Here is a 20,257-nt window from a genome sequence, read left to right as displayed (position 1 = left end):
ATAAATAAAATCCATACACAGTGGTAAACCATGAATAATAGCGTAACAACTCTCTTATCTTATCTGATTCAAAAACAAATTATTGATGAAAAGAGTGCTACTGAAATTAAAGAAGAGCTAAAAGAGAGTAGCCATCACATATTGGGTGAAATTCTTTTAAAAAAAAATATCATCAATAAAGATGATCTTCTTATTTTAATCATTGACTTTTTTAAAAAAAATCATTTGAAATTAGAAGATATTAATACAAATTTTGCAATCAATAATGAAACATTTTTACAAGCACTTGCAAAAAATCTTAACTACAAATATATGGATTTAGACTCTGTTGATATAGACTATCGACTCTCTTCTAAACTTCCGTTTCTTCAGCTCAAAAAGTACAAAGCATTACCAATCAAAGAAGATGAAATTAATGTATTTGTAGCGCTCAGAGATCCACTCGACATGAATGCACAAGAGGGCGTTCAAAGAATCTTTCCACGAAAACTTCTCAAAGTTATTATTGCGGAACCTTCCCAGATCGATAAATATCTTGTCAAAATGGAACTCAGCGAAAGTATTAAAGGGCTTGTAAGTGATATTCGCAAAGAAATTACATCCAGTGCACTTGATAATCCACAAGAGTCTTCTAGCATTTTTAAACTGATTGAAATTCTTCTCAAAACGTCCATCTTAGCCCGTGCAAGTGATATTCATATCGAGCCAACGGAAAATAACTGTATTGTGCGTAGCCGCATAGACGGTATGCTCACGGAAACATTTATTTTTGATAAAGACATTTATCCTCCGCTTTCTTCACGTATGAAGTTACTCTCAAACATGGACATTGCCGAAAAGCGTAAACCTCAAGATGGTCGTTTTTCAGCTTCCATCCTTGGCAAAGAATATGATTTTAGGATTTCAGCTCTTCCTACCATTAATGGGGAATCCATTGTGATTCGTGTTTTAGATAAATCTAAAGTGATGATTAAGATTGAAGATTTAGGAATGCAGCCAGAAACTTATGCTAAATTTTCACAAGCCATGCGAACACCTTATGGTATTATCTTCGTTACAGGCCCAACAGGAAGCGGTAAAACGACAACGCTTTATGCAGCTCTCAATGCTATTAAGAGTGTACAAAGTAAAATTATTACCGTTGAAGACCCTGTAGAGTACCAACTCAATTTAACACAACAAGTACAAGTCAATGAAAAAGCCAATCTCACGTTTGCATCAGCCCTTCGATCCATTTTAAGACAAGATCCCGATATCATTATGATCGGTGAGGTACGTGACACAGAAACATTGAAAATTGCTGTTCAAGCAGCACTCACAGGGCATTTAGTCTTTACAACACTTCACACAAATGATGCGCTCAGTGCTGTAACACGAATTGTTGATATGGGTATTGAGCCTTATTTAATTAGTGGATCACTCATTGCGATCGAAGCTCAAAGACTGGTGCGAAAACTCTGCCCTCATTGTAAAACCACTTATACATTACCCAAAACGGCATACGATGAAATCAAAGCGATGTTACCTGAAAATTATCAATTTTACAAAAACAATGGTTGCGAAAAATGCTCTCAAACAGGTTATTTAGGAAGAGAGATGATCTCTGAAATTTTGCCTATAAGTGAGAAAATTTCAAGTATGATTGCCCAAGGTGCCTCTAAAAGTGATATTAAAGAACAAGCCATTCAAGAAGGTTTTGTTGATATGTATCACGATGGAATTATCCGTGCTGCCAATGGCATTACCTCATTAGATGAAATTGCAAGGGTAGCAAAAGGGTGAAATATTTTGAAGTAAATTACCTCGCTAAAGGTCAAAAAACAAAAACAATCATTAAATCACCTAATCGTAGAGATGCTATTGCCATTGCAAAAGTAAAAATCCCAGGCATTATCCTCACCGTTAAAGAGACTTCAATACCGCTTGAAGAGCAACTGAATGAACTCAGAGTCAAACTGTTTGGAAGAATTTTTCGTAAAAAAATTAAAATCACAAGCCTTATTGCGGCCTTTAGGCAACTCAGCGTTATGACCAATGCGGGTATATCCATTCATGATAGTATCAAAGAGGTAATGAATGCTACTGTCGATAAATCACTCAAAAATATTTTTAATAGCATCAATGATGATCTTAACTCTGGACTTAGCCTCACACAAGCCTTGATGCCTTATCGTGAAGAAGTAGGCGATGTTACCATTGCTCTTGTTGAACTTGGTGAGAGTACGGGTAATATGGCAGAGTCTTTAGAAAAATTGGCCGAAATTCTAGAAGAAATTGAAGAGAATAGACAAAAATTCAAAAAAGCATTACGATATCCTATCACGGTTGTTATTGCAATTGCCATTGCATTTTCTATTTTAATGATTTATGTCGTCCCAAAATTCAAAGATATCTTTAGCAAACTAAAAGCAGAGCTTCCTTTACCGACAAAGATTCTTCTTTTTATGGAAAATCTTATTAATAATTATGGACTTTATCTTCTTGTCGCTATTATTGGCACGATTATTTTAATTAAATATTTACTGAGTAACAATGAAGAATTCAAAAAACATTATGATCAGTATATCCTCAAACTCTATCTCATTGGCGATATTATTTTGTATGCAACGCTGAGCCGCTTTTGCCTTGTTTTTACAGAACTAATTCGTGCAGGTATCCCAATTGCCGATGCATTAGATACTGCTATTTTAACGCTTGAAAACACTTTTTTAAAACAAAAGCTTTCTGCTGTCAAAATCTCCGTGCAAAGAGGTGTTTCGCTAACCGAAGCGTTTCGAGATACTGGACTATTTGAAGGAATGCTCATTCAAATGATCCAAGCAGGTGAGCAAAGCGGTATGCTTTATAAAATGCTAGAAAAAGTTACAAACTATCTCAAGTCACGTTTCAACCAGATTATTGATAATATTGCCAGTTATATTGAACCTATTTTACTAGGATTTATCGCAGGAATGGTTCTTTTAATGGCACTTGGTATCTTTATGCCCATGTGGGATATGGCAAAAGCAGTTAAATCATAAGAAGTAAAACTTTGCCTTACATGTAAGGCAAAGCAAATTTAAAACTCTTTAGGAATAGTACAATCTAATTCGTCTTTAAATTTCTCCAAAGAGAGTGCAATAAGTTCTTTTTGCCCAATGTTTGAAATCAAGCACAAAGCACCTAGTTTTTTACACCATAAACGTTCGACTTTAATTCTATAGTCATCCTCTTTCACTTTCGTGTAAATGCTCCAACTACGAATACTTTTTTTCTCTTTATATTCTAAGATATCAATAATCTCTTTATCATCAATTTTTCGCTCAATCACAGAACGCAATTGTGTCTCATTAAGTCCAAGTCTCCATGCTTTATAACCAATGACGATCGCACGAGCACGGTTTGGCGTATTTGTTTTTAGTTTATCAAAGCTGACACCAAAATATTTAAGTGCTACGATAATATCTTTTGCTTTAAAAATTTTGTCTCTTTCGATAAACTTAGGTGGGTTAGTACTTTCCAATCAATATCCTTTGTAATAAATGCATTAAAATGGCCAAATGGTTTCCATAAATTTGGAACCCCATGGCTTCGTAGTTGTTTGATCAATATCGCCTTCTGTTTTGTAAAGAATCTTTGCATCAGCAATGTATTTTGAGTCGATATTATTATTTTTATCAATGTCATAAGGACGGATTACACCACTCACTTGAATAATCTGTTTCTCACCATTGATAAGAAGCTCACGACTTCCTTCAATAAAATAGTGCCCATTATTTAAAATTTTAATAATTCGCGCTGAAATAGTCGTACTAAATGTTTCATTGCGAGTATTACTACCATTACCCGTAAAAGAACTATCTGAACCTGCATCAAAACCAATTTTAGCTGATTTTTCCGCAATTTGCCCTGCTACATTACCTACAGCACCACCAAAAGGAACTCCTGCAATAATACCTGCATTTAAATTGCTTGTGTTGTTTTTTGTGAGAGCTTTCTTACCTGTTGATGATTGTGCCGTCTTTTCGGTAATAGTAACAGTTACAACATCATTAAGATGCATCGCTTTAAGATCGGCAAATAAAGGGTTGTCTCCTTGCCCAAAAAGACTACCAGGATTAGGAGGCATTGTTTCATTGACTTTTGACGGTGTTTCATCGACATAAACAGGTGCTTTCATGCTTATCTTTGGATCGGCTGGATGTACGGAACAGCCTACTAATACCAAAGCTGCTACAAAGCTACATGCAAAAACTCTCATACAACTCCATTTTATTCTATTTTTTACCATTATACTATAAAATAGACCCCTCTAAAGCAAATTAAGTTTCCAAGGAAAAAAGATGTCACAACTCAAAGCAAAACTTCAAGATGACCTGAAGGAAGCAATGAAAAGCAAAGATAATTTTAAACGTGATGCTATCCGTTTTTTGATGAGCGCACTTAAACAAATTGAAGTCGATGAGCGCAAAGAACTGAGTGATGCAGACATTATTAAAATTATCCAAAAATCACTCAAACAACGTGATGATGCAGCTTCCGCTTTTAAAGAAGCACACAGAATGGACTTATACGATAAAGAAGTAGCTGAAGCGACTATTTTAAAGTCTTATTTACCACAACAGCTTAGTGATGAAGAACTCACAATCATTGTACAAAAACACATCCAATTATCAAATGCTACAACCCTTAAAGAAATTGGTAAGATTATGGCAGGTGTACTTGCAGAGTGCGAGGGCGTCGCTGATGGCAAAAGAATCAATGCCATTGCAAAAGAGCTTTTAGCCTAAATAAAAGTTTTACATGTAGAGAAAATCTCTACATGTAAACACATATTACTTTGCGTGATGCGCTTCAATCATTTCTAATGTTTCAATAGCAATTTCAAGCTCTTCATTGGTTGGAATCACTAAAACTTTTACTTTGCTATCAGGCGTACTAATCTGCATAATCTCACTTGATCGCATTTCATTCAGTACTGGGTCAATTTTAATACCCAAATTTTCTAAATTCTCACATGATTTTAGACGTACTCCACTATCATTTTCACCAATACCACCGGTAAAAACAATACAATCAACCCGTCCAAGTACTGCACTGTAAGAGCCAATATATTTTTTCAAACGGTAATTAAACATATCGCGGGCAAGATGTGCTCTCTCATCGCCCTCTTCTGCCATGTGCGTAATCTCACGCATATCATTATTGCCACAAATCCCTTTGAGCCCACTCTCTTTATTGAGCATTTTATCAAGCTCATCCAAGGTAAGTCCACGTTTACGTGCAAGGTAAAAAAGAATAGCAGGATCAAGGTCACCACTGCGTGTTCCCATGATTAACCCTTCAAGTGGTGTTAATCCCATCGAGGTATCCACACTTTTACCATTTTCAATGGCTGCAACACTAGCGCCATTGCCTAAATGAAGTGTAATGGCATTGAGTGTGTTCACCTCTTGACCAAGATATTTTGCAGCCTCTTTCATAACATAATAATGTGATGTTCCATGAAATCCATAACGGCGAATGCGTAAATCTTCATAGTATTTGTAAGGAATGGCATACATGTAAGCATGTTTTGGCAATGTTGAATGAAAAGCCGTATCAAAGACAGCAACTTGAGGAACATTAGGACTTTGGTGCACAGAGACTTTCATGCCAGCTAAATGCCCAGGATTGTGCAATGGTCCAAGAGGAATCAAACGCTCAATCTCAGACATAACATACTCATTGACCATCGCTGGTTCTTGAAATGAAGCACCGCCTTGAACAACACGATGCCCTATTCCATCAAGCTCATTAAGATCATGGATAACACCTGATTGAATCAAGGCTTCGCTCATCCATTGTAACGCGGCATCGTGGTCTTGGATAGAACATTTTTGCTCTCTTTTGTGCTCCACATTCTCCGCATCTTTGTATTTAATTTTAGCCATTGACTCTTTTTCACCAATTTGCTCTATGATACCACTGGCTAAAACAGCATTATTGGTCATATTAAACAATTGATATTTAACAGAAGAACTGCCCGCATTTAAGACTAAAATTTTCACTTATTTTGCTCCATCGTTGGTTTGTGCTTGAATGGCTGTTATGGCTACGGTATTGACAATATCAGGAACTAAACAACCTCTACTTAGGTCATTGACTGGTTTTCTAAGTCCTTGAAGAACAGGACCAATTGCCACTGCACCCGAACTTCTTTGAACTGCTTTATAGGTGTTATTTCCCGTATTTAAATCAGGGAAAATAAAGATAGTCGCTTCACCGGCAACCTTACTGTTTGGTAACTTCGTTTTAGCAACACTTGGATCAATCGCAGCGTCGTATTGGATAGGTCCTTCAACCATAAGGTCTGGGCGAGTCTCTTTCACAATTTTTGTTGCCAGACGTACTTTTTCAACCTCTTCACCTTTTCCGGAATCTCCTGTAGAATAAGAAAGCATCGCAATCTTTGGTTCAATACCAAATATTTTAGCGGTGTCGGCTGATGAAATGGCAATTTGCGCAAGCTCTTCCGCATTAGGGTCTTGATTAACGGCACAGTCACCATAGACTAAAACTCTCGTATCTAAGCACATAAAAAAGAGACTTGAAACAATAGAAATACCTGGCTTAGTTTTGATAATCTGAAGTGCTGGACGAATCGTCTCTTGCGTGGTATGAATGGCACCTGAAACCATACCATCGGCATAACCTAGATAGACCATCATGGTACCAAAATAGTTTTTCATCATCATACTATCGCGTGCTACGTCTAACGCCAGACCTTTGGCTTTACGCATTTCATAGAAAGAGTTTACAAACTCTTCCATAAGGGGTGATGTTAAAGGATCAATGATGGTAGCTTTGCTTATATCAAGTCCAAGACTTGCACTTTTTTGGCGAACTTCTTCTTCAACACCTAAAAGAATAATATCAGCAACATCGCGACGCAATAAAATCTCTGTTGCACGAAGTATGCGCTCATCATTGCTCTCAGGAAGTACGATTTTTTTACGATCTCTTCGTGCGCGTTCAAACAAGGCATATTCAAACATAATTGGGGTAATAGAACTTGTTGAAGGTTCAGCATTAATAGATTTTTCTATCTCATCAATATTGACATTGGATGAAAATATACCCATCGCTAACGCAATTTTTCGTACACTTTGAGGAGTGATGGTCGCTGGAACTTTTGCGACATTAACAGCAGTATCAAATGTTCCGTTATCCACACTTAAAATAGGAATGGAAAGGTCTTTAAATCCTGCTATGAGTTTATTAATGGATTTATGAGGCATCATACCAGCGGTAAGTAAAATACCAGAGATGTTCGGATAATTGGTGGAGAACACGGTACTAAGGCATCCAACGATAATATCAGATCTATCTCCTGAAGTTATGACCAAGTCGCCATCTTCAATGTACTCTAAAAAATTATCCAGCTTCATTGCCGCAATTTTACTTTGCTTCACAACGCGTCTAAGATCTTTTTCTTCCCCATAGATGTGCATACAGCCCAATTTCTTTTTGATCTCGGCTACTGTTGGCGTATCGAGTTCTGGAACTTCAGGTAAAAAATAGACAGGGGATTTTTGAATTGGATTTTTGCGATTAAGCTCTTTAAGTTCTTCAGATTCAGCTTCGCCTAAACGATTGACAAACGTCGCAAAGTGTTGACAGCCTGCACCCTTAATGGCTTCAGCTTCAATATGGATTTCATCCAAAACTTCTTTGACACTTTTTTGCTTACCTTTTAGCACACTAATAAAAGGGCTACTAAGATTTTTAGCGATAGAAAGATTGATATCAAAGTCAAGTGTTTGTGAAAAATTTGACTGATTAAGCCCTTCAATGAGGACAAAATCGTACTGGCTCTCTAGTATTTTGAGTTTATCGATGAGATTTTCTAAAATATGGTTGTATCTGTTTTCAGCAATATAGCTTTCAACTTCGTGCACAGTATAACCGTACATATCTTTATAGTCCATACCGAGTGCATAATGCTCTAACATGAAATCAATATCTTTGTCGACTTCATCACCATCTAAAATGACAGGACGAAAAAAAGCTACTTTACCAAGACGCCCTTTTAATAGCTCCATAATACCCATCGCAACAACCAAACTGCCCGCTGCTGGCGCTAGCGATGAGATATACAAACTTTTCGTTTTCATCTCACTCCTTTTAAATTTATCGCTTATCATACTTTAGATCGTATAACATTCGTATAATAAAATAAATTTTTTAGATAAAACTTGGTGCATCGTTGGAGAAAAGTATCACATCTCCCACATTTGTCTGCGCTGCTAACGTTTCTTGGAGTTTTGATTTATCCGAAAGAATAATTTTTTGTGCTTTTTTTACATGTAAATCTAAAATTTTGACATTGGCTTTACTTGTAATGATCACGAGATCAAAAACATCATCAATTTTTTTGGCAAGTGTGGTATTTGCCTCTTCCGTACTTTCGACAATACCTGGAGTTATGATGACTTTACGTCCTTGATGTTTACCCACCAGTTCATAGGAGCTGAGCATGCCCTCTAAATTGCCATTAAAGCTATCGTCGATAATGAGCTTACCACCCGCTTCGATCTTTTGCAGACGATGTTCTACGCCTTGCAAATTGGCTACTGCTGTTTTAATCTCATCAATAGTAAGACCAAGTGTGCGTGCCACATGAACTGCAGCCGCGATATTAATGGCATTAAAATCACCCAAAAGTTTACATGTAAAGTGTTCTTTAACACCATCTAACATCATTGAAAAAGAAAGCCCATTCAAGTTTGCTTCAATATCGCTCAGCTCTGCACCAAAAGAGACAATCGTTTCAGTCCCTTTAATGGTGGCACTTTCATACACAAAGGCTTTTTCAAGCCTCGAAGAATTAATAATCTCCATCTTTGTATTGCGAATGTTCTCAAGTGTTTTAAAATACTCAATGTGTTGCTCACCAATGCACCCAACTACTGCAATATGGGGATTGACTAAGCGTGTAATGTCATCGATATCTCCACGTGCACGCGCACCTGCTTCCACAATATACACATCACATGTTGAAGGTAAAGACTCGTTAATATCTTTAATAATGCCACCAAGTGTATTCACACTACGAGGTGTTTTATAAACATTGAGTTTTGTAGCAAGGATTTGCGCTAGAAAATTTTTAATGCTGGTTTTACCATAACTTGCGGTAATCGCGACAACTTTAAGTGTACTGTTTGCTAGTAACTTCTTTTGTGCCTCTTTTTTAAAGCTCACAAAAAGCATCTTCTCATAGATCATACTCATAAGCTGAGCAATTACAAGAGGGATAATAACGCCTAGTTTGTGACACGATGTAAATAGCCCACACAGAACATCTTGAAACAGTGTTACTAAGCCTAAAAAAAGAAAAAAGCGTTTGACTCTGCTTGTCCAGACAAGCTTTTTGTCCATTTTTTTCTGCCACACAAAAAGCAAACCTAAAAAGAGTACGACAAAACCATAAAGCAGCAAGCCCTCTAAAAAATAGTAACCCAGTAAAGGTAATCCAAAGAAGTAAAGGTGCCAGTCGTAACGATTATAGTGAAATACAATACGTTCAACTCTGTAGCTATACCACTGCATTGCCGTGATAAAATAAAAACCAATACCTAAAATAAAACTGAGGTGAAATACCGTTGTGATTATTTGATCCATGCTTCCTATCTCTTTTCAAAATCATCAAAGATTAATTTATCGATCTTTTTACATGTAACATCATGGACGTCAGAAAACATGGATCCATCGTAAAGTTTACTAATAAAAAACTCCAAATCTTCTTCATACGTTGCATTGATTACGACTTCAACACTACCATCAGTCAAGTTTTTAACATAACCAACATATCCCAAAGCCGTTGCCATTTCAACAACAAAACGGCGGTAATTAACGCCTTGTACGCGACCTCTTACATTTAACGTGTATGTATTCAAAATCCAGACTCCAAAAGCGTTTTTTCAACTATTTTTGCTTGTTTTAAAAAGAAAAAGTGATCTCCTTCTTGTGGATAAAAATGACTTCCTTGTATTAAAGCATGTATTTTTTCTCCACTTTTAAGTGGTGTTGCCCTATCTTCTTTACCCCAGAAAATAAACGTTTTGGCTTTACATGTAAGAAACGCTTCGCTGAGGTCTTCATTTACCACACATTTTAAGACTTCATACATGGTTTGACTCATACCATCCACATCTTTGGTTGCAAAAAAGCGGTAAAAACTTTTGGGGAAAAATGGTTTAAGCATCTTAAAAAGAGCAATTTTTGTTCGTACTTTCAATGATTTTGGTGCGACAATGCCAGCACTGGAGAGTAAGACAAGCATTTCTGGCTTGAGAAGTGTTGCAACTTTTCCACCATAAGAGTGACCAAAAATCATTGCAGGCTTTACATGTAAAGCATCTAAAAACGCTTGAACAATCTGAACATAGGTTGCCGTATCAATAACACCATTGATGGAAGAGTGTCCAAAACCAGGAAGGTCGAGGTAAAGGTGCTGATACGAAGGAAATATCTTTCCAAACGCTTGCTTCATAATCTCTTTATTACTTCCCCATCCATGCAAAAAAAGAATCGTTTGAGGTTGGTTTTGATTAAGTAGCTCGTATGAAAGGGCATAGGTGCTATTTTGGAATAAAATCTCTTTCTTAGCCATCACTCTTCTTTTTCGTGCTAGCGTAGATTCTCTCCAAAATTTGAACAGCTTCACTCATTTTTTCGTATTCATCCACGGTGATCATAACCGCTTCAAAGCGGTTATTTTTCACGATGACAACACGTTTATTCTCGCCTTTAGTAAGGCTTCCTAACACGGAGCTAAAGTTGCGTACCATGTCTGTTGCAGTCATTATCTCGTTCTTAGCATAGGTCATCGAGAAGAGCCTTTGTGCAAAATTTTATGTAATATCTTACATAAACAAGACTTTTACTTCCCTTTAGCTGCTTGAATAGAGTTGATATAGCGGTACTCTTTACTCATAGTGATACTTTTAGGTAACCATTGTGCCAGTAGCTTTATGATGCTATCAAAGTCATCAAAGAGATAATTTGCCATACTGCCAGGAATAGGATTGATTTCATTAAGATAGGTCTTACCATCAACCACAAAGAAATCACAACGAATAAGTGCTCCTAAAAAGAGTGGATCATAGAGCTTCATAAAAGCGTCACGAATACCCTCTTCGGCTTTGGCATCAAGAGTGGCTTCATTGACTCTTTTGGTGCGGGAAAAATCTAAATACTTTTTATCAAAGTCTAAAAATTCCTCTTTTTGTGGTTCTTCTATAATGGAGAAATGAAAAATATCGGTTTTACAACCCGCGAGGTTGTACTCTTTGACACCGCTGATGAATGGTTCAATAAGTACAGTATCATCAAATTCAAAAGCAACATCAAGCGCATAAGCGAGTTCTTTCTCTTCTTTTACAATACCAATACCAATAGAGCTTCCAAGACGTAAAGGTTTTACAATGAAAGGATAAGCAATACGAATGGCTTCGGTACTTCCCTTTCGAAGTGCTTGATAGTCTAAAACATTGACTCCAACTTCTTTGGCATAAAGCTTTGTAAAAAGTTTATTGTAACTGATACAACTTCCTTCCATGCGCGGTCCAATATAAGGAACACCAAAAAAGTCCAGCATTGAGCTTAACTTTCCGTCTTCGCCATCTTGTCCATGCACAAGGTTAATCATTACATCAAAATTAACTTTCTCTTCACCCAACATTTTTTTAGCGTAAAAGCCACCTTGTTTAAGGTAAAGCAATTTATCTTTCTTATACTCACCACTGCTAAAACGTTTTGAAGTAATTTTGTCCGTTGGAATCAAATAAAAATTACGTTCATAATCACAAAAAATATAAACAATGTCACTTTTGAGGACTTTTTTTAGAGCAATGGCACTCACCACGCTAATCTCATGTTCAAAACTTTGGGCGCCAAATAAAACGGCTATAGTCATCTTCTTCCTTTGTTTAACTAAGCTTTCTAAGAGCTTCTTTGATAAGTGTTTGGGTATCTCCACCTTGACATGTGCTCAGTGCTTTTTTAATCATCTCTTTTTTAAACCCAAGGCTTTCAAGGGCAAGCGATGCTTCAAAAATACTTCCAGAGGATGCATCGTCACTGTGCAATTGCAATGAAAAATCACTAAGCTCGATCAAAATACGTTTTGCACTCTTAGGACCAATTCCTGGAACCTTTTGAAAAGCTTGAACATTTTGACTCACTAGGGCTTGTGCAAAATCATCCGGACTCAGTGTTGAGCAGACGGCAAGTGCCGTTGAAGGACCAATGCCATTAAGTTTAATAAGCGTATCAAAGACTTTTTTTTCATTCTCATCGATAAAACCATACAAACTATGCTGATCTTCTCTGATAATTTGCGTTACGTGTAAAGAAATCACATCCGTACTAATCTTTCCAATACAGGATAATGAAACAAAAACTTTATAGGTTAATCCCGAGGTTGTTTTGATATAGACAAATGTCACCTCTTTTTTGACAACTTTTCCTTCAATTCCAACTATCATTTGCTATTATACTCCGTTGAGCGCATAATTCTTTGCTCTCCATTGCCCATATCTTTGAGCGTAATTTCACGTGCTATTTCATGCTCTTTTGGGTTATACGTCACATCTTTCGGTGGATAAATGAGTCTAAAACGTATTTCATTGAACTCTTTCCATGCAGAATGATTGATGATTTTAGCGGTGAATACTTTATTTTGAACTTTGTTAAGCTCTTCACGATACTCATGCAACTCTTCTTTCTTATCTTTAAACGTTTGTAAAAAATTGTTGTAATCAATTACTTTTTCTTGAAAATCTTTAATCTTCGCAAAAAGTGTCACTGGAGGCTCAACACCTGAACGCTTGAGTTCCATAATTTTATCTTTGACCATTTCTGCCATCGGTTTATTTTTATCAATAAACTCTTTTTTAGCACTTAATTGTCGTGGATATGCTTTGAGCTCTTCTTCGAGCTTTTCGATTTTTTTGTTAATAGAATCAATCATTTCGTTAAATTCTTTAGTGACACTAGGATCAATAATAAATTTATTATTCGTTCCCTTAAGTTCCGTCACTTCTAAAATTTCAGATGCTGTAATTTTGGCATTGGACATAAGGCTGTCTATTTTGACAATCTTAGCGATAATCTCACCACCAATCATCTGCTTAACATGCACGGTATCACCGATGACTTTACCACCTTCTAAACGGTCAATCTCCACATCAATACCATTGGCTTCACCACGATGTACTGCTATAATAATTTTATCGGCTTCGATATAGGCAGTTTGATGCGTTTGTCCACCAATATCAGCAATTTTTGCTTTAATTTTAGCACCACTGCCGATATTACCTTGAACATGCACTTCAGTCGTTTCAACACTCATTCCTGCACCTATGGCATCTTTGAGTATATCTTTTTCTTTAATGTTGATCTTGATATTAGAGCCTAAACTGGCATCAATAGAACCTGTGGATCTAAAGCTAATTTCATTAATTTCCATCTGTTCTTGAATATCATACGTGCCTTTTTCAAAATTAACATAGCCACCACGATTGGCAATGTATTTGATACTCGTTTCACTCTCTTTTTTGGTTAAATTAGCCGTAATAAGTATTGGTGCATCATTGGTTTTTCGAGGCTCTTTAACGGTTAAAAATGCACCTCGACAATTTCTTCCAGGTGTACCGAGTTGTGGTTTGATGTATTCAATAATACATTCATCTTGATCCACTGCTAAAACGAATCCTCGCTTTGAGTAATCCACTTTACCATCGGTACTTTTAGCATTAATTTTCTTTTTGTAATGAAAAATAAGGTCGTCATTGATGGAAGGAACTTCATCAACACCCTGGCATGCGACAAACGTATAATTTTGATCGATAATACCGTTTACTCGGACATTTGCAACAATTTTCTTGACTTCTTTATACATGTTCAAATCACGGATACCAACCAAAATACCTGCTTTGATTTTTTTGATCTGAATATCTTCGATCATTTTTTCTTCAAGTTTTGAAGTATACTTTACATCATGGCTTTGGGCGACCATTGCAATAATCTTGGTGAGGTTTTTATTGCCACTAAGGGAGATGTCCGGAAGAAGGGTATGTTCATCTTCTTGAGCTGCAATTTTATAGATTTCAACACGGTAATGTTGTGTTAATTTGAGATTTGGATTGAGTAAAAAACCATCATCCATAAGAAGCTTTAATTCCTCTTCATTCATCTCATTATTTTCACTTTTTTCATCGCTGTAATATGTCGTAGTACGAAGCAGTTTAAATGCGAGATCCGTTGGCTTAAGGTGATTTGCAACAGCTACATTTTTAAGTTCTTTGATGACATTTGTTGTGTCTATGACGATGGATTTAAATTCAGACGTACCACCATCGCTTTGCTTTGTCTCGTCCGTATTATTTCCCTTGATTTTGTCAAATAGCCCCAATGTGCACCTCTAAATAGATTTAAGTGAGTTCTGAACCCGTGTGTGTATATCGACCAAAGTTACATATATGTTACATAGTAGGTGGCGTATCTTAGCGAAATATAGATAAAAATTTTGTTTAAACGTTATTTTGGTAAAATACTCAATGCTTATTAAATCATTTTTTACAAACAGTATCGGGACATTGGTCTCGCGCATTTTTGGCTTTATTCGTGATATGCTGAGTGCTTCTATTTTGGGAGCTAACATCTACAGCGATATTTTCTTCGTTGCCTTTAAATTTCCCAATCTTTTTCGCCGCATTTTTGCGGAAGGTGCTTTTACCCAAAGTTTCATACCAAGCTTCATCAAAACGCCACGCAAAGCACTCTTTACCTATACCATTTTTATACGTTTTTTACTCTTTTTAATTGTATTTTCGCTCATTGTGACTCTTTTCAGCGAATTTTTCGCCAAAATCATTGCCTTTGGATTTGATGCGGAAACGGTTGCACTCTCTGCTCCTTTTGTTGCCATCAATTTTTATTATCTTCCTCTTATCTTTTGTGTAACACTTTTTGGTTCACTGCTTCAATACAAACACCATTTCGCTGTTTCAGCATTTTCCACTGCACTGCTGAATATAGGAATGATAGGCGCTCTGCTTTTATTTCAGGGTTATGATAAAAAAACAATCGTTTATGCACTCAGTTATGGCGTTTTAGTAGGTGGTCTTCTTCAAGTTTTAGTACATGTCATTGCCCTGAAAAAAGATAATTTTTTGAAACTTTTTGCGCTAGGCTTTAAGCACCGACATAAAAGAGATACAGCGCTTGAAGAGAGTAACAAAACCTTTAATCGCTCTTTTTGGCACTCCATCATTGGTAACTCAACCCCTCAAATTGTCTCTTTTGTGGACACAACACTGGCCAGTTTTTTGGTGAGTGGAAGTATTAGTTACCTTTACTATGGAAACCGCATTTTTCAACTTCCTTTAGCACTTTTTGCGATTGCCCTGACTACGGGGATTTTTCCAAAGATCACGCGTTTGCTGAAAGCCAATAACGATGAACAAGCATCAAAACTTCTTGCACAAGGTTTTTGGGTCTTGGCTTTTCTACTCACAACATCGACAATGGGCGGGTATATGCTCAGCTATGAAATTGTAAAACTTCTCTTTGAACATGGCTCATTTTCGCACGAAGATAGCCTCACAACAGGATGGGTTTTGGGGATGTATATGATAGGTCTAATCCCTTTTGGACTTGCAAAACTCTTTTCACTCTGGCTTTATGCAGGAATGCGACAAAAGGAAGCTGCCGTGATTGCTATGTATTCGCTCGCATCCAATCTTATCTTTTCATTTGCCCTAATTAAGCCTATGGGAGCGGCTGGCCTTGCCCTTGCTGGATCGTTGTCAGCTTATGTTTTACTCTTTTTTACCCTACGCTCTTTTGGGCTCAAAACGTTTTTCGCTATACTGTATAGTAAAAAATCACTTATTTTACTTTTAGTACTTCTCATTGAATGGTTTGTACTAAGTTGGTTAAAGGAACTCATCCATGTTTATTTATGATTCGGTCCAAAAGAAGAAGGTACCGTTTATTCCCATCAAAGAAAACGAAGTTAAAATTTATGTCTGTGGACCAACGGTTTATGATGATGCGCATTTAGGTCATGCTAGAAGTGCTATTGCATTTGATCTTTTACGTCGTGTTTTTATAACGCTAGGCTATACGGTAACTTTTGTGAAAAACTTCACAGACATTGACGATAAAATCATTAACAAAATGAAAGAGAGTGGGAAGTCTCTTGAAGCGATTACTTCCTTTTACATTGAACGTTATAAAAACGAAATGCATGCTTTACATGTAAACGATGCAGACATCGAACCAAAGGCTACGGAGACTGTTTCAGAGATCATCACGTTTATTGATGCAATGCTAAACAAAAAGGTTGCATATGCTACCAGCGATGGTATCTATTTTGATACATCAAAAGACGATAAATACTTCTGTTTAAGTCACCGAGTCATTGAAGAAGATTCTAGTCAGTCACGCGTTGAGCAAAAAGAAGAGAAAAAAGATCAAAGAGATTTTGCACTTTGGAAATTTTCTAAAGCCAATGAGCCAAGTTACCCTGCCCCTTTTGGTGTAGGACGCCCAGGATGGCACATTGAGTGTTCTGCGATGATTGAAAAGCATCTTGCAAGCAGTGGCGATTTTCAGATTGATATTCACGCAGGTGGAGCAGATCTTCTCTTTCCTCACCATGAAAATGAAGCAGCACAAACCAGATGCAAGAGCGATCAAGAGCTTGCCAAATACTGGATGCACAATGGTTTTGTCACCATTAGCGGAGAGAAAATGAGTAAATCCTTAGGCAATAGCTTCTTCTTAAAAGACGCGCTTGCAATTTACAGTGGCGAAGTGCTTCGTTTTTATTTGCTTGCTACACATTATCGTGCCAATTTCAACTTTGCCGAAGACGATTTGTTAAACACCAAAAAACGTCTTGATAAACTGTACCGTCTGAAAAAAAGAGTCTTTGAAACAACACCAAGCGAAGTTTCTGTCAGCTTTAAAGAGGCAATGTTAGAAGCTTTAAGTGATGATCTTAATATTTCAAAAGCACTTGCCAGTCTTGATGAAATGATCTCGTATGCCAATGAGATGCTCGATTCTAACTCAAAAGACAAAGCCTTTAAAGCAGTTACCCATGCAAATCTTATCTGGGTAGAATCACTGCTTGGCATAGGACTCTACAATCCTTACATGTACTTTCAAATGGGTGTCAGTGAGGCTGAGAAAACAGAGATTGAATCACTTATAGAAGAACGCAGCGAAGCAAAAAAAGCCAAGGATTTTGCTAAAGCTGATGAAATTCGCACCCTTTTGGAAAGCAAAAACATTCAACTCATGGATACAGCAGCAGGAACACAATGGGAAAAGGTAAACTAAATGTACAGCATTAAAGATGTTCTAAAACGTTTTTCACCTTTTTTTAAAGACTATATTCCTTATTTTATTTTGGCAATTATTGGTATGGGACTATCCAGCGGAGGTACGGCATACTCTGCTTACCTTGTAAAACCACTTTTGGATGAAATTTTCATTGCAAAAGATAAAGAGATGTTACAGCTTTTACCTTATGCAATTATTGCCGTCTATGCGATCAAAGAGGCTGGTCGGTATATGCAAGCATACTACACGGCTTATATCGGACATGATATTATCAGGCGTTTTCGTGAAAATATTTTAGAAAATCTTTTAAAACTTGACCTCTCCTTTTTCCATGAATACCGAACAGGTGAACTTATTAGCCGTAATACCAACGATGTTGAACGTGTACGTACCGTTGTTTCCAATCTTATTCCTGAATTATTACGTGAAACGTTTACTATTTTTGGTCTCATTGGTGTTGTTATTTATCAAAGTCCTGAGCTTGCATTTTATGCTTTAATCGTTATGCCTTTAGCCATCTATCCACTCAGTGTTCTCTCAAAGAAAATGAAAAAAGTCTCGCGCCAATCGCAGGAAAAAATTTCAGATATTACGGCAAAACTCAGTGAAATTTTTAATAATATTGAAGTCATACAAGCCAATAATGCCCAAAAATACGAACATGGGCTTTTTCAAAAAGATAATGAGCGCTTTTTTAAACTTACAATGAAATCCGTTAAAGTCAATGAACTTGTCAGCCCTATTATGGAAACACTAGGTTCTATCGGTGTTGCTGTTGTTATTTTAGTGGGTGGCAAAGAGGTTATAGAAGGAGGTATGAGTGTTGGTGCCTTTTTCTCTTTTTTAACAGCTCTTTTTATGCTTTATACACCCATTAAGAGAATTTCTGGGCTTTACAATAGAATGCAAGATGCCTTAGTTGCAAGTGAGCGTATTTTCTTTTTACTGGATCAACAATCTTCTCTTCCCGTGGGAACAGAGTCTTTACCACCAAAAATTGATACGATTTCTTTTAACAGTGTTTCCCTCTCTTATGGCGAAAAACAAGCTTTAAACGAAGTCAGCCTTGAAGCAAAAGCGGGCGAGATGATTGCACTTATTGGCGATAGCGGTGGTGGTAAAAGCTCTTTGATGAATATGCTGATGCGCTTTTACGACCCATCATCGGGGAGCATCTGCATCAATGGGATTGATCTAAAAACATTCGATCTTCACGATCTACGCCACAATATTGCCATGGTAACCCAACGTGTTTATATCTTTCACGATAGCATTGCAGCGAATGTTGCGTATGGCAAAGAAATTGATGAAACAAAAGTGATTGATGCGCTTCAAAAAGCAAATGCATACGAGTTTGTTCAAAATCTCGCTGAGGGTATTTATACACACTTAGATGAGTTTGGGACAAACCTTTCTGGGGGTCAGAGACAACGTATTGCTATAGCGCGTGCTATTTATACCAATCCTCAAGTGCTTATTTTAGATGAAGCAACATCCGCTTTGGATACACAAAGTGAACAAAAAATTACCGAAGCCATAGAAAATCTCATCAAAGATAAAATTACTTTTGTGATTGCACATCGTCTTAGCACTATCAAAAAAGCTGACAAAATTGCACTTTTGAAACATGGTAAAATTTGTGCCATGGGGAGTGATGAAGAGTTACTCAAAACATCACAAGAGTACCTTAATCTTAAAGGCTTGCAACACTAAAATAGCCTAAAAATCAACCATCTTTTATCTTTAATGCAGTATAATCGCGTACTTACTATTGAAGGAAATAAAAGATGTTTGATTATTATGGTCTGATGAAAAAATTCATGTTTAACTTCTCCCCAGAGAACGCGCACCATATTGCAGAATTTTTCTTTAAAAATGGAGCAAAATTTACACCTTTTATTCTCGCCCCCCTAGCAGAACAGTTTTTTATCCACGATAAACGTCTTGAACAAGAGCTTTTTGGAAAAACCTTTCATAATCCATTAGGTCTTGGAGCTGGTTTTGATAAAAATGCCACTATGATTAAAATGCTCACTGCCCTTGGCTTTGGACATATAGAGTATGGCACGATTACGCCTGAGCCACAAAGCGGCAATGCAAAACCACGTTGTTTTCGCTTTCCAGAACAAGAGAGTATCCAAAATGCTATGGGCTTTAACAATGAAGGCATGTATAAAGTCGGGAAACGCTTAGAAGCACTTTACCCTTTTGCAACACCGCTTGGGGCAAACATTGGTAAAAACAAAGTCACATCGGCAGAAAATGCCCTTAAAGACTATGAAAAACTGATTAAACGTTTTAAAGATTTGAGCGATTATTTGGTCATCAACATCTCTTCACCTAACACACCAGGTCTTAGAGATTTGCAAAACGAACACTTTATTAAAGAGCTTTTTGTCATGGCGAAAGAGCTTACATGTAAACCCGTACTCCTTAAAATTGCGCCTGATTTAGCAGTATCTGATGCTCTTAATATCTGCTCCTCTGCACTTGAAAACGGAGCATCTGGTATTGTGGCTACGAATACAACCATTGATTATTCACTTCTACCTAATGCAAAAGATTTTGGTGGAATTAGTGGTAAAGTCCTTACCGAGAAATGTTTTGCGATGTTCGAAGCATTAGCCAAAGAGTTTTATGGCAAAACAACGCTCATTTCAGTAGGTGGAATTGACTCAGCCGACGAGGCATACCGAAGACTCAAAGCAGGGGCTAGTTTGATTCAAGTCTATACAGCGTTTATTTTTAAAGGACCATCCCTCAACCGCTCTATTAATCTTGGTATTTTAGAACGTATGGACAAAGATGGATTTACCCACATCAGTGAAGTGATCGGAAGCGATAGGAGATGATAACAGATGAAACATTTAGTACTATT

At 37.0% G+C, this 20,257-nt stretch carries 18 protein-coding genes; 7 read left to right on the top strand and 11 right to left on the bottom strand.

Annotated features, from left to right (window positions below; all coding sequences use genetic code 11):
• Positions 1-30 precede the first annotated feature (30 nt).
• Entirely contained in the window at positions 31-1,782 is a 1,752-nt protein-coding gene (locus SAR02S_RS05005; protein WP_041957525.1) for a GspE/PulE family protein, read from the top strand.
• The gene (locus SAR02S_RS05000; RefSeq protein WP_041957523.1) at positions 1,779-3,020 is read left to right on the top strand and encodes a type II secretion system F family protein; all 1,242 of its coding nucleotides are present in this window, start codon (positions 1,779-1,781) and stop codon (positions 3,018-3,020) included. Before SAR02S_RS05005 ends, SAR02S_RS05000 begins: the two co-directional genes overlap by 4 nt.
• Before the next feature lie 38 nt (positions 3,021-3,058).
• Here SAR02S_RS05000 and SAR02S_RS04995 read toward each other — a convergent pair whose 3' ends face one another.
• Positions 3,059-3,502, bottom strand: coding sequence for a hypothetical protein (locus SAR02S_RS04995; RefSeq protein ID WP_041957521.1), 444 nt, complete (start codon positions 3,500-3,502; stop codon positions 3,059-3,061).
• Between the two features lie 24 nt (positions 3,503-3,526).
• Positions 3,527-4,240 carry a flagellar basal body L-ring protein FlgH gene (gene flgH, locus SAR02S_RS04990; protein WP_041957520.1) on the bottom strand — a complete coding sequence of 238 codons (714 nt, stop codon included), beginning with the start codon at positions 4,238-4,240 and terminating at the stop codon, positions 3,527-3,529.
• A gap of 82 nt (positions 4,241-4,322) precedes the next feature.
• Between flgH and SAR02S_RS04985 the strand changes: the two genes are divergently transcribed.
• Positions 4,323-4,769 (top strand): GatB/YqeY domain-containing protein, encoded by a 447-nt coding sequence (locus SAR02S_RS04985; protein ID WP_041957519.1) that lies wholly within the window; start codon positions 4,323-4,325, stop codon positions 4,767-4,769.
• Positions 4,770-4,814: 45 nt separating this feature from the next.
• Here SAR02S_RS04985 and SAR02S_RS04980 read toward each other — a convergent pair whose 3' ends face one another.
• The 9 genes from SAR02S_RS04980 to SAR02S_RS04940 all read right to left on the bottom strand — a co-directional run bounded on the left by SAR02S_RS04980 (position 4,815) and on the right by SAR02S_RS04940 (position 14,437).
• Positions 4,815-6,029 (bottom strand): acetate/propionate family kinase, encoded by a 1,215-nt coding sequence (locus SAR02S_RS04980; RefSeq protein ID WP_041957518.1) that lies wholly within the window; start codon positions 6,027-6,029, stop codon positions 4,815-4,817.
• Entirely contained in the window at positions 6,030-8,135 is a 2,106-nt protein-coding gene (pta, locus tag SAR02S_RS04975) for a phosphate acetyltransferase (RefSeq protein ID WP_041957517.1), read from the bottom strand. It abuts the gene before it with no gap.
• A gap of 70 nt (positions 8,136-8,205) precedes the next feature.
• Positions 8,206-9,642: a Mur ligase family protein gene (locus SAR02S_RS04970; RefSeq protein WP_041957516.1), complete on the bottom strand. Its 1,437-nt coding sequence runs from the start codon at positions 9,640-9,642 to the stop codon at positions 8,206-8,208.
• Positions 9,643-9,647: 5 nt separating this feature from the next.
• Positions 9,648-9,917, bottom strand: coding sequence for an acylphosphatase (locus SAR02S_RS04965; RefSeq protein WP_041957515.1), 270 nt, complete (start codon positions 9,915-9,917; stop codon positions 9,648-9,650).
• Positions 9,914-10,633 (bottom strand): EstV family lipase, encoded by a 720-nt coding sequence (gene estV, locus SAR02S_RS04960; RefSeq protein WP_041957514.1) that lies wholly within the window; start codon positions 10,631-10,633, stop codon positions 9,914-9,916. Before estV ends, SAR02S_RS04965 begins: the two co-directional genes overlap by 4 nt.
• On the bottom strand, positions 10,626-10,850 hold the full coding sequence (locus tag SAR02S_RS04955; protein WP_041957513.1) for a type II toxin-antitoxin system Phd/YefM family antitoxin: 225 nt from the start codon (positions 10,848-10,850) through the stop codon (positions 10,626-10,628). Before SAR02S_RS04955 ends, estV begins: the two co-directional genes overlap by 8 nt.
• Positions 10,851-10,903: 53 nt before the next feature.
• Positions 10,904-11,938: a D-alanine--D-alanine ligase gene (locus tag SAR02S_RS04950; protein WP_041957512.1), complete on the bottom strand. Its 1,035-nt coding sequence runs from the start codon at positions 11,936-11,938 to the stop codon at positions 10,904-10,906.
• A gap of 13 nt (positions 11,939-11,951) precedes the next feature.
• Positions 11,952-12,509 (bottom strand): Holliday junction branch migration protein RuvA, encoded by a 558-nt coding sequence (ruvA, locus tag SAR02S_RS04945; protein WP_041957511.1) that lies wholly within the window; start codon positions 12,507-12,509, stop codon positions 11,952-11,954.
• Positions 12,506-14,437, bottom strand: coding sequence for a flagellar assembly protein A (locus SAR02S_RS04940; RefSeq protein ID WP_052433536.1), 1,932 nt, complete (start codon positions 14,435-14,437; stop codon positions 12,506-12,508). Before SAR02S_RS04940 ends, ruvA begins: the two co-directional genes overlap by 4 nt.
• Positions 14,438-14,582: 145 nt before the next feature.
• Here SAR02S_RS04940 and murJ point away from each other — a divergent pair, with 145 nt between their 5' ends.
• The 4 genes from murJ (at position 14,583) to SAR02S_RS04920 (ending at position 20,231) form a co-directional block, all read left to right on the top strand.
• The gene (gene murJ / locus SAR02S_RS04935) at positions 14,583-15,992 is read left to right on the top strand and encodes a murein biosynthesis integral membrane protein MurJ (protein WP_041957509.1); all 1,410 of its coding nucleotides are present in this window, start codon (positions 14,583-14,585) and stop codon (positions 15,990-15,992) included.
• Positions 15,979-17,376, top strand: coding sequence for a cysteine--tRNA ligase (gene cysS, locus SAR02S_RS13430; protein WP_041957508.1), 1,398 nt, complete (start codon positions 15,979-15,981; stop codon positions 17,374-17,376). The genes murJ and cysS overlap by 14 nt, the downstream gene beginning before the upstream one ends.
• Entirely contained in the window at positions 17,377-19,092 is a 1,716-nt protein-coding gene (locus SAR02S_RS13425) for an ABC transporter ATP-binding protein (protein ID WP_041957506.1), read from the top strand.
• Between the two features lie 74 nt (positions 19,093-19,166).
• A complete protein-coding gene (locus SAR02S_RS04920) occupies positions 19,167-20,231 on the top strand; it encodes a quinone-dependent dihydroorotate dehydrogenase (RefSeq protein WP_041957505.1) in 1,065 nt (354 codons plus the stop codon).
• Positions 20,232-20,257: the final 26 nt, after the last annotated feature.

The organism is Sulfurospirillum arsenophilum NBRC 109478 (assembly GCF_000813345.1).
GTDB classification, from domain to species: Bacteria; Campylobacterota; Campylobacteria; order Campylobacterales; family Sulfurospirillaceae; genus Sulfurospirillum; species Sulfurospirillum arsenophilum.
Note: the sequence above shows the minus strand (reverse complement) of the source record. Positions and strands in the feature narration are given on the sequence as shown.

What these genes read in the sequence shown, in the direction of transcription:
- SAR02S_RS04985 (WP_041957519.1), top strand. Translation starts at nt 4,323, where the DNA reads ATGTCACAACTCAAAGCAAAACTTCAAGATGACCTGAAGGAAGCAATG.
- SAR02S_RS04950 (WP_041957512.1), bottom strand. Translation starts at nt 11,938, where the DNA reads ATGACTATAGCCGTTTTATTTGGCGCCCAAAGTTTTGAACATGAGATT.
- pta (WP_041957517.1), bottom strand. Translation starts at nt 8,135, where the DNA reads ATGAAAACGAAAAGTTTGTATATCTCATCGCTAGCGCCAGCAGCGGGC.
- SAR02S_RS04955 (WP_041957513.1), bottom strand. Translation starts at nt 10,850, where the DNA reads ATGACCTATGCTAAGAACGAGATAATGACTGCAACAGACATGGTACGC.
- cysS (WP_041957508.1), top strand. Translation starts at nt 15,979, where the DNA reads ATGTTTATTTATGATTCGGTCCAAAAGAAGAAGGTACCGTTTATTCCC.
- flgH (WP_041957520.1), bottom strand. Translation starts at nt 4,240, where the DNA reads ATGAGAGTTTTTGCATGTAGCTTTGTAGCAGCTTTGGTATTAGTAGGC.
- SAR02S_RS05005 (WP_041957525.1), top strand. Translation starts at nt 31, where the DNA reads ATGAATAATAGCGTAACAACTCTCTTATCTTATCTGATTCAAAAACAA.
- SAR02S_RS04970 (WP_041957516.1), bottom strand. Translation starts at nt 9,642, where the DNA reads ATGGATCAAATAATCACAACGGTATTTCACCTCAGTTTTATTTTAGGT.
- SAR02S_RS13425 (WP_041957506.1), top strand. Translation starts at nt 17,377, where the DNA reads ATGTACAGCATTAAAGATGTTCTAAAACGTTTTTCACCTTTTTTTAAA.
- SAR02S_RS04920 (WP_041957505.1), top strand. Translation starts at nt 19,167, where the DNA reads ATGTTTGATTATTATGGTCTGATGAAAAAATTCATGTTTAACTTCTCC.
- estV (WP_041957514.1), bottom strand. Translation starts at nt 10,633, where the DNA reads ATGGCTAAGAAAGAGATTTTATTCCAAAATAGCACCTATGCCCTTTCA.
- murJ (WP_041957509.1), top strand. Translation starts at nt 14,583, where the DNA reads ATGCTTATTAAATCATTTTTTACAAACAGTATCGGGACATTGGTCTCG.
- ruvA (WP_041957511.1), bottom strand. Translation starts at nt 12,509, where the DNA reads ATGATAGTTGGAATTGAAGGAAAAGTTGTCAAAAAAGAGGTGACATTT.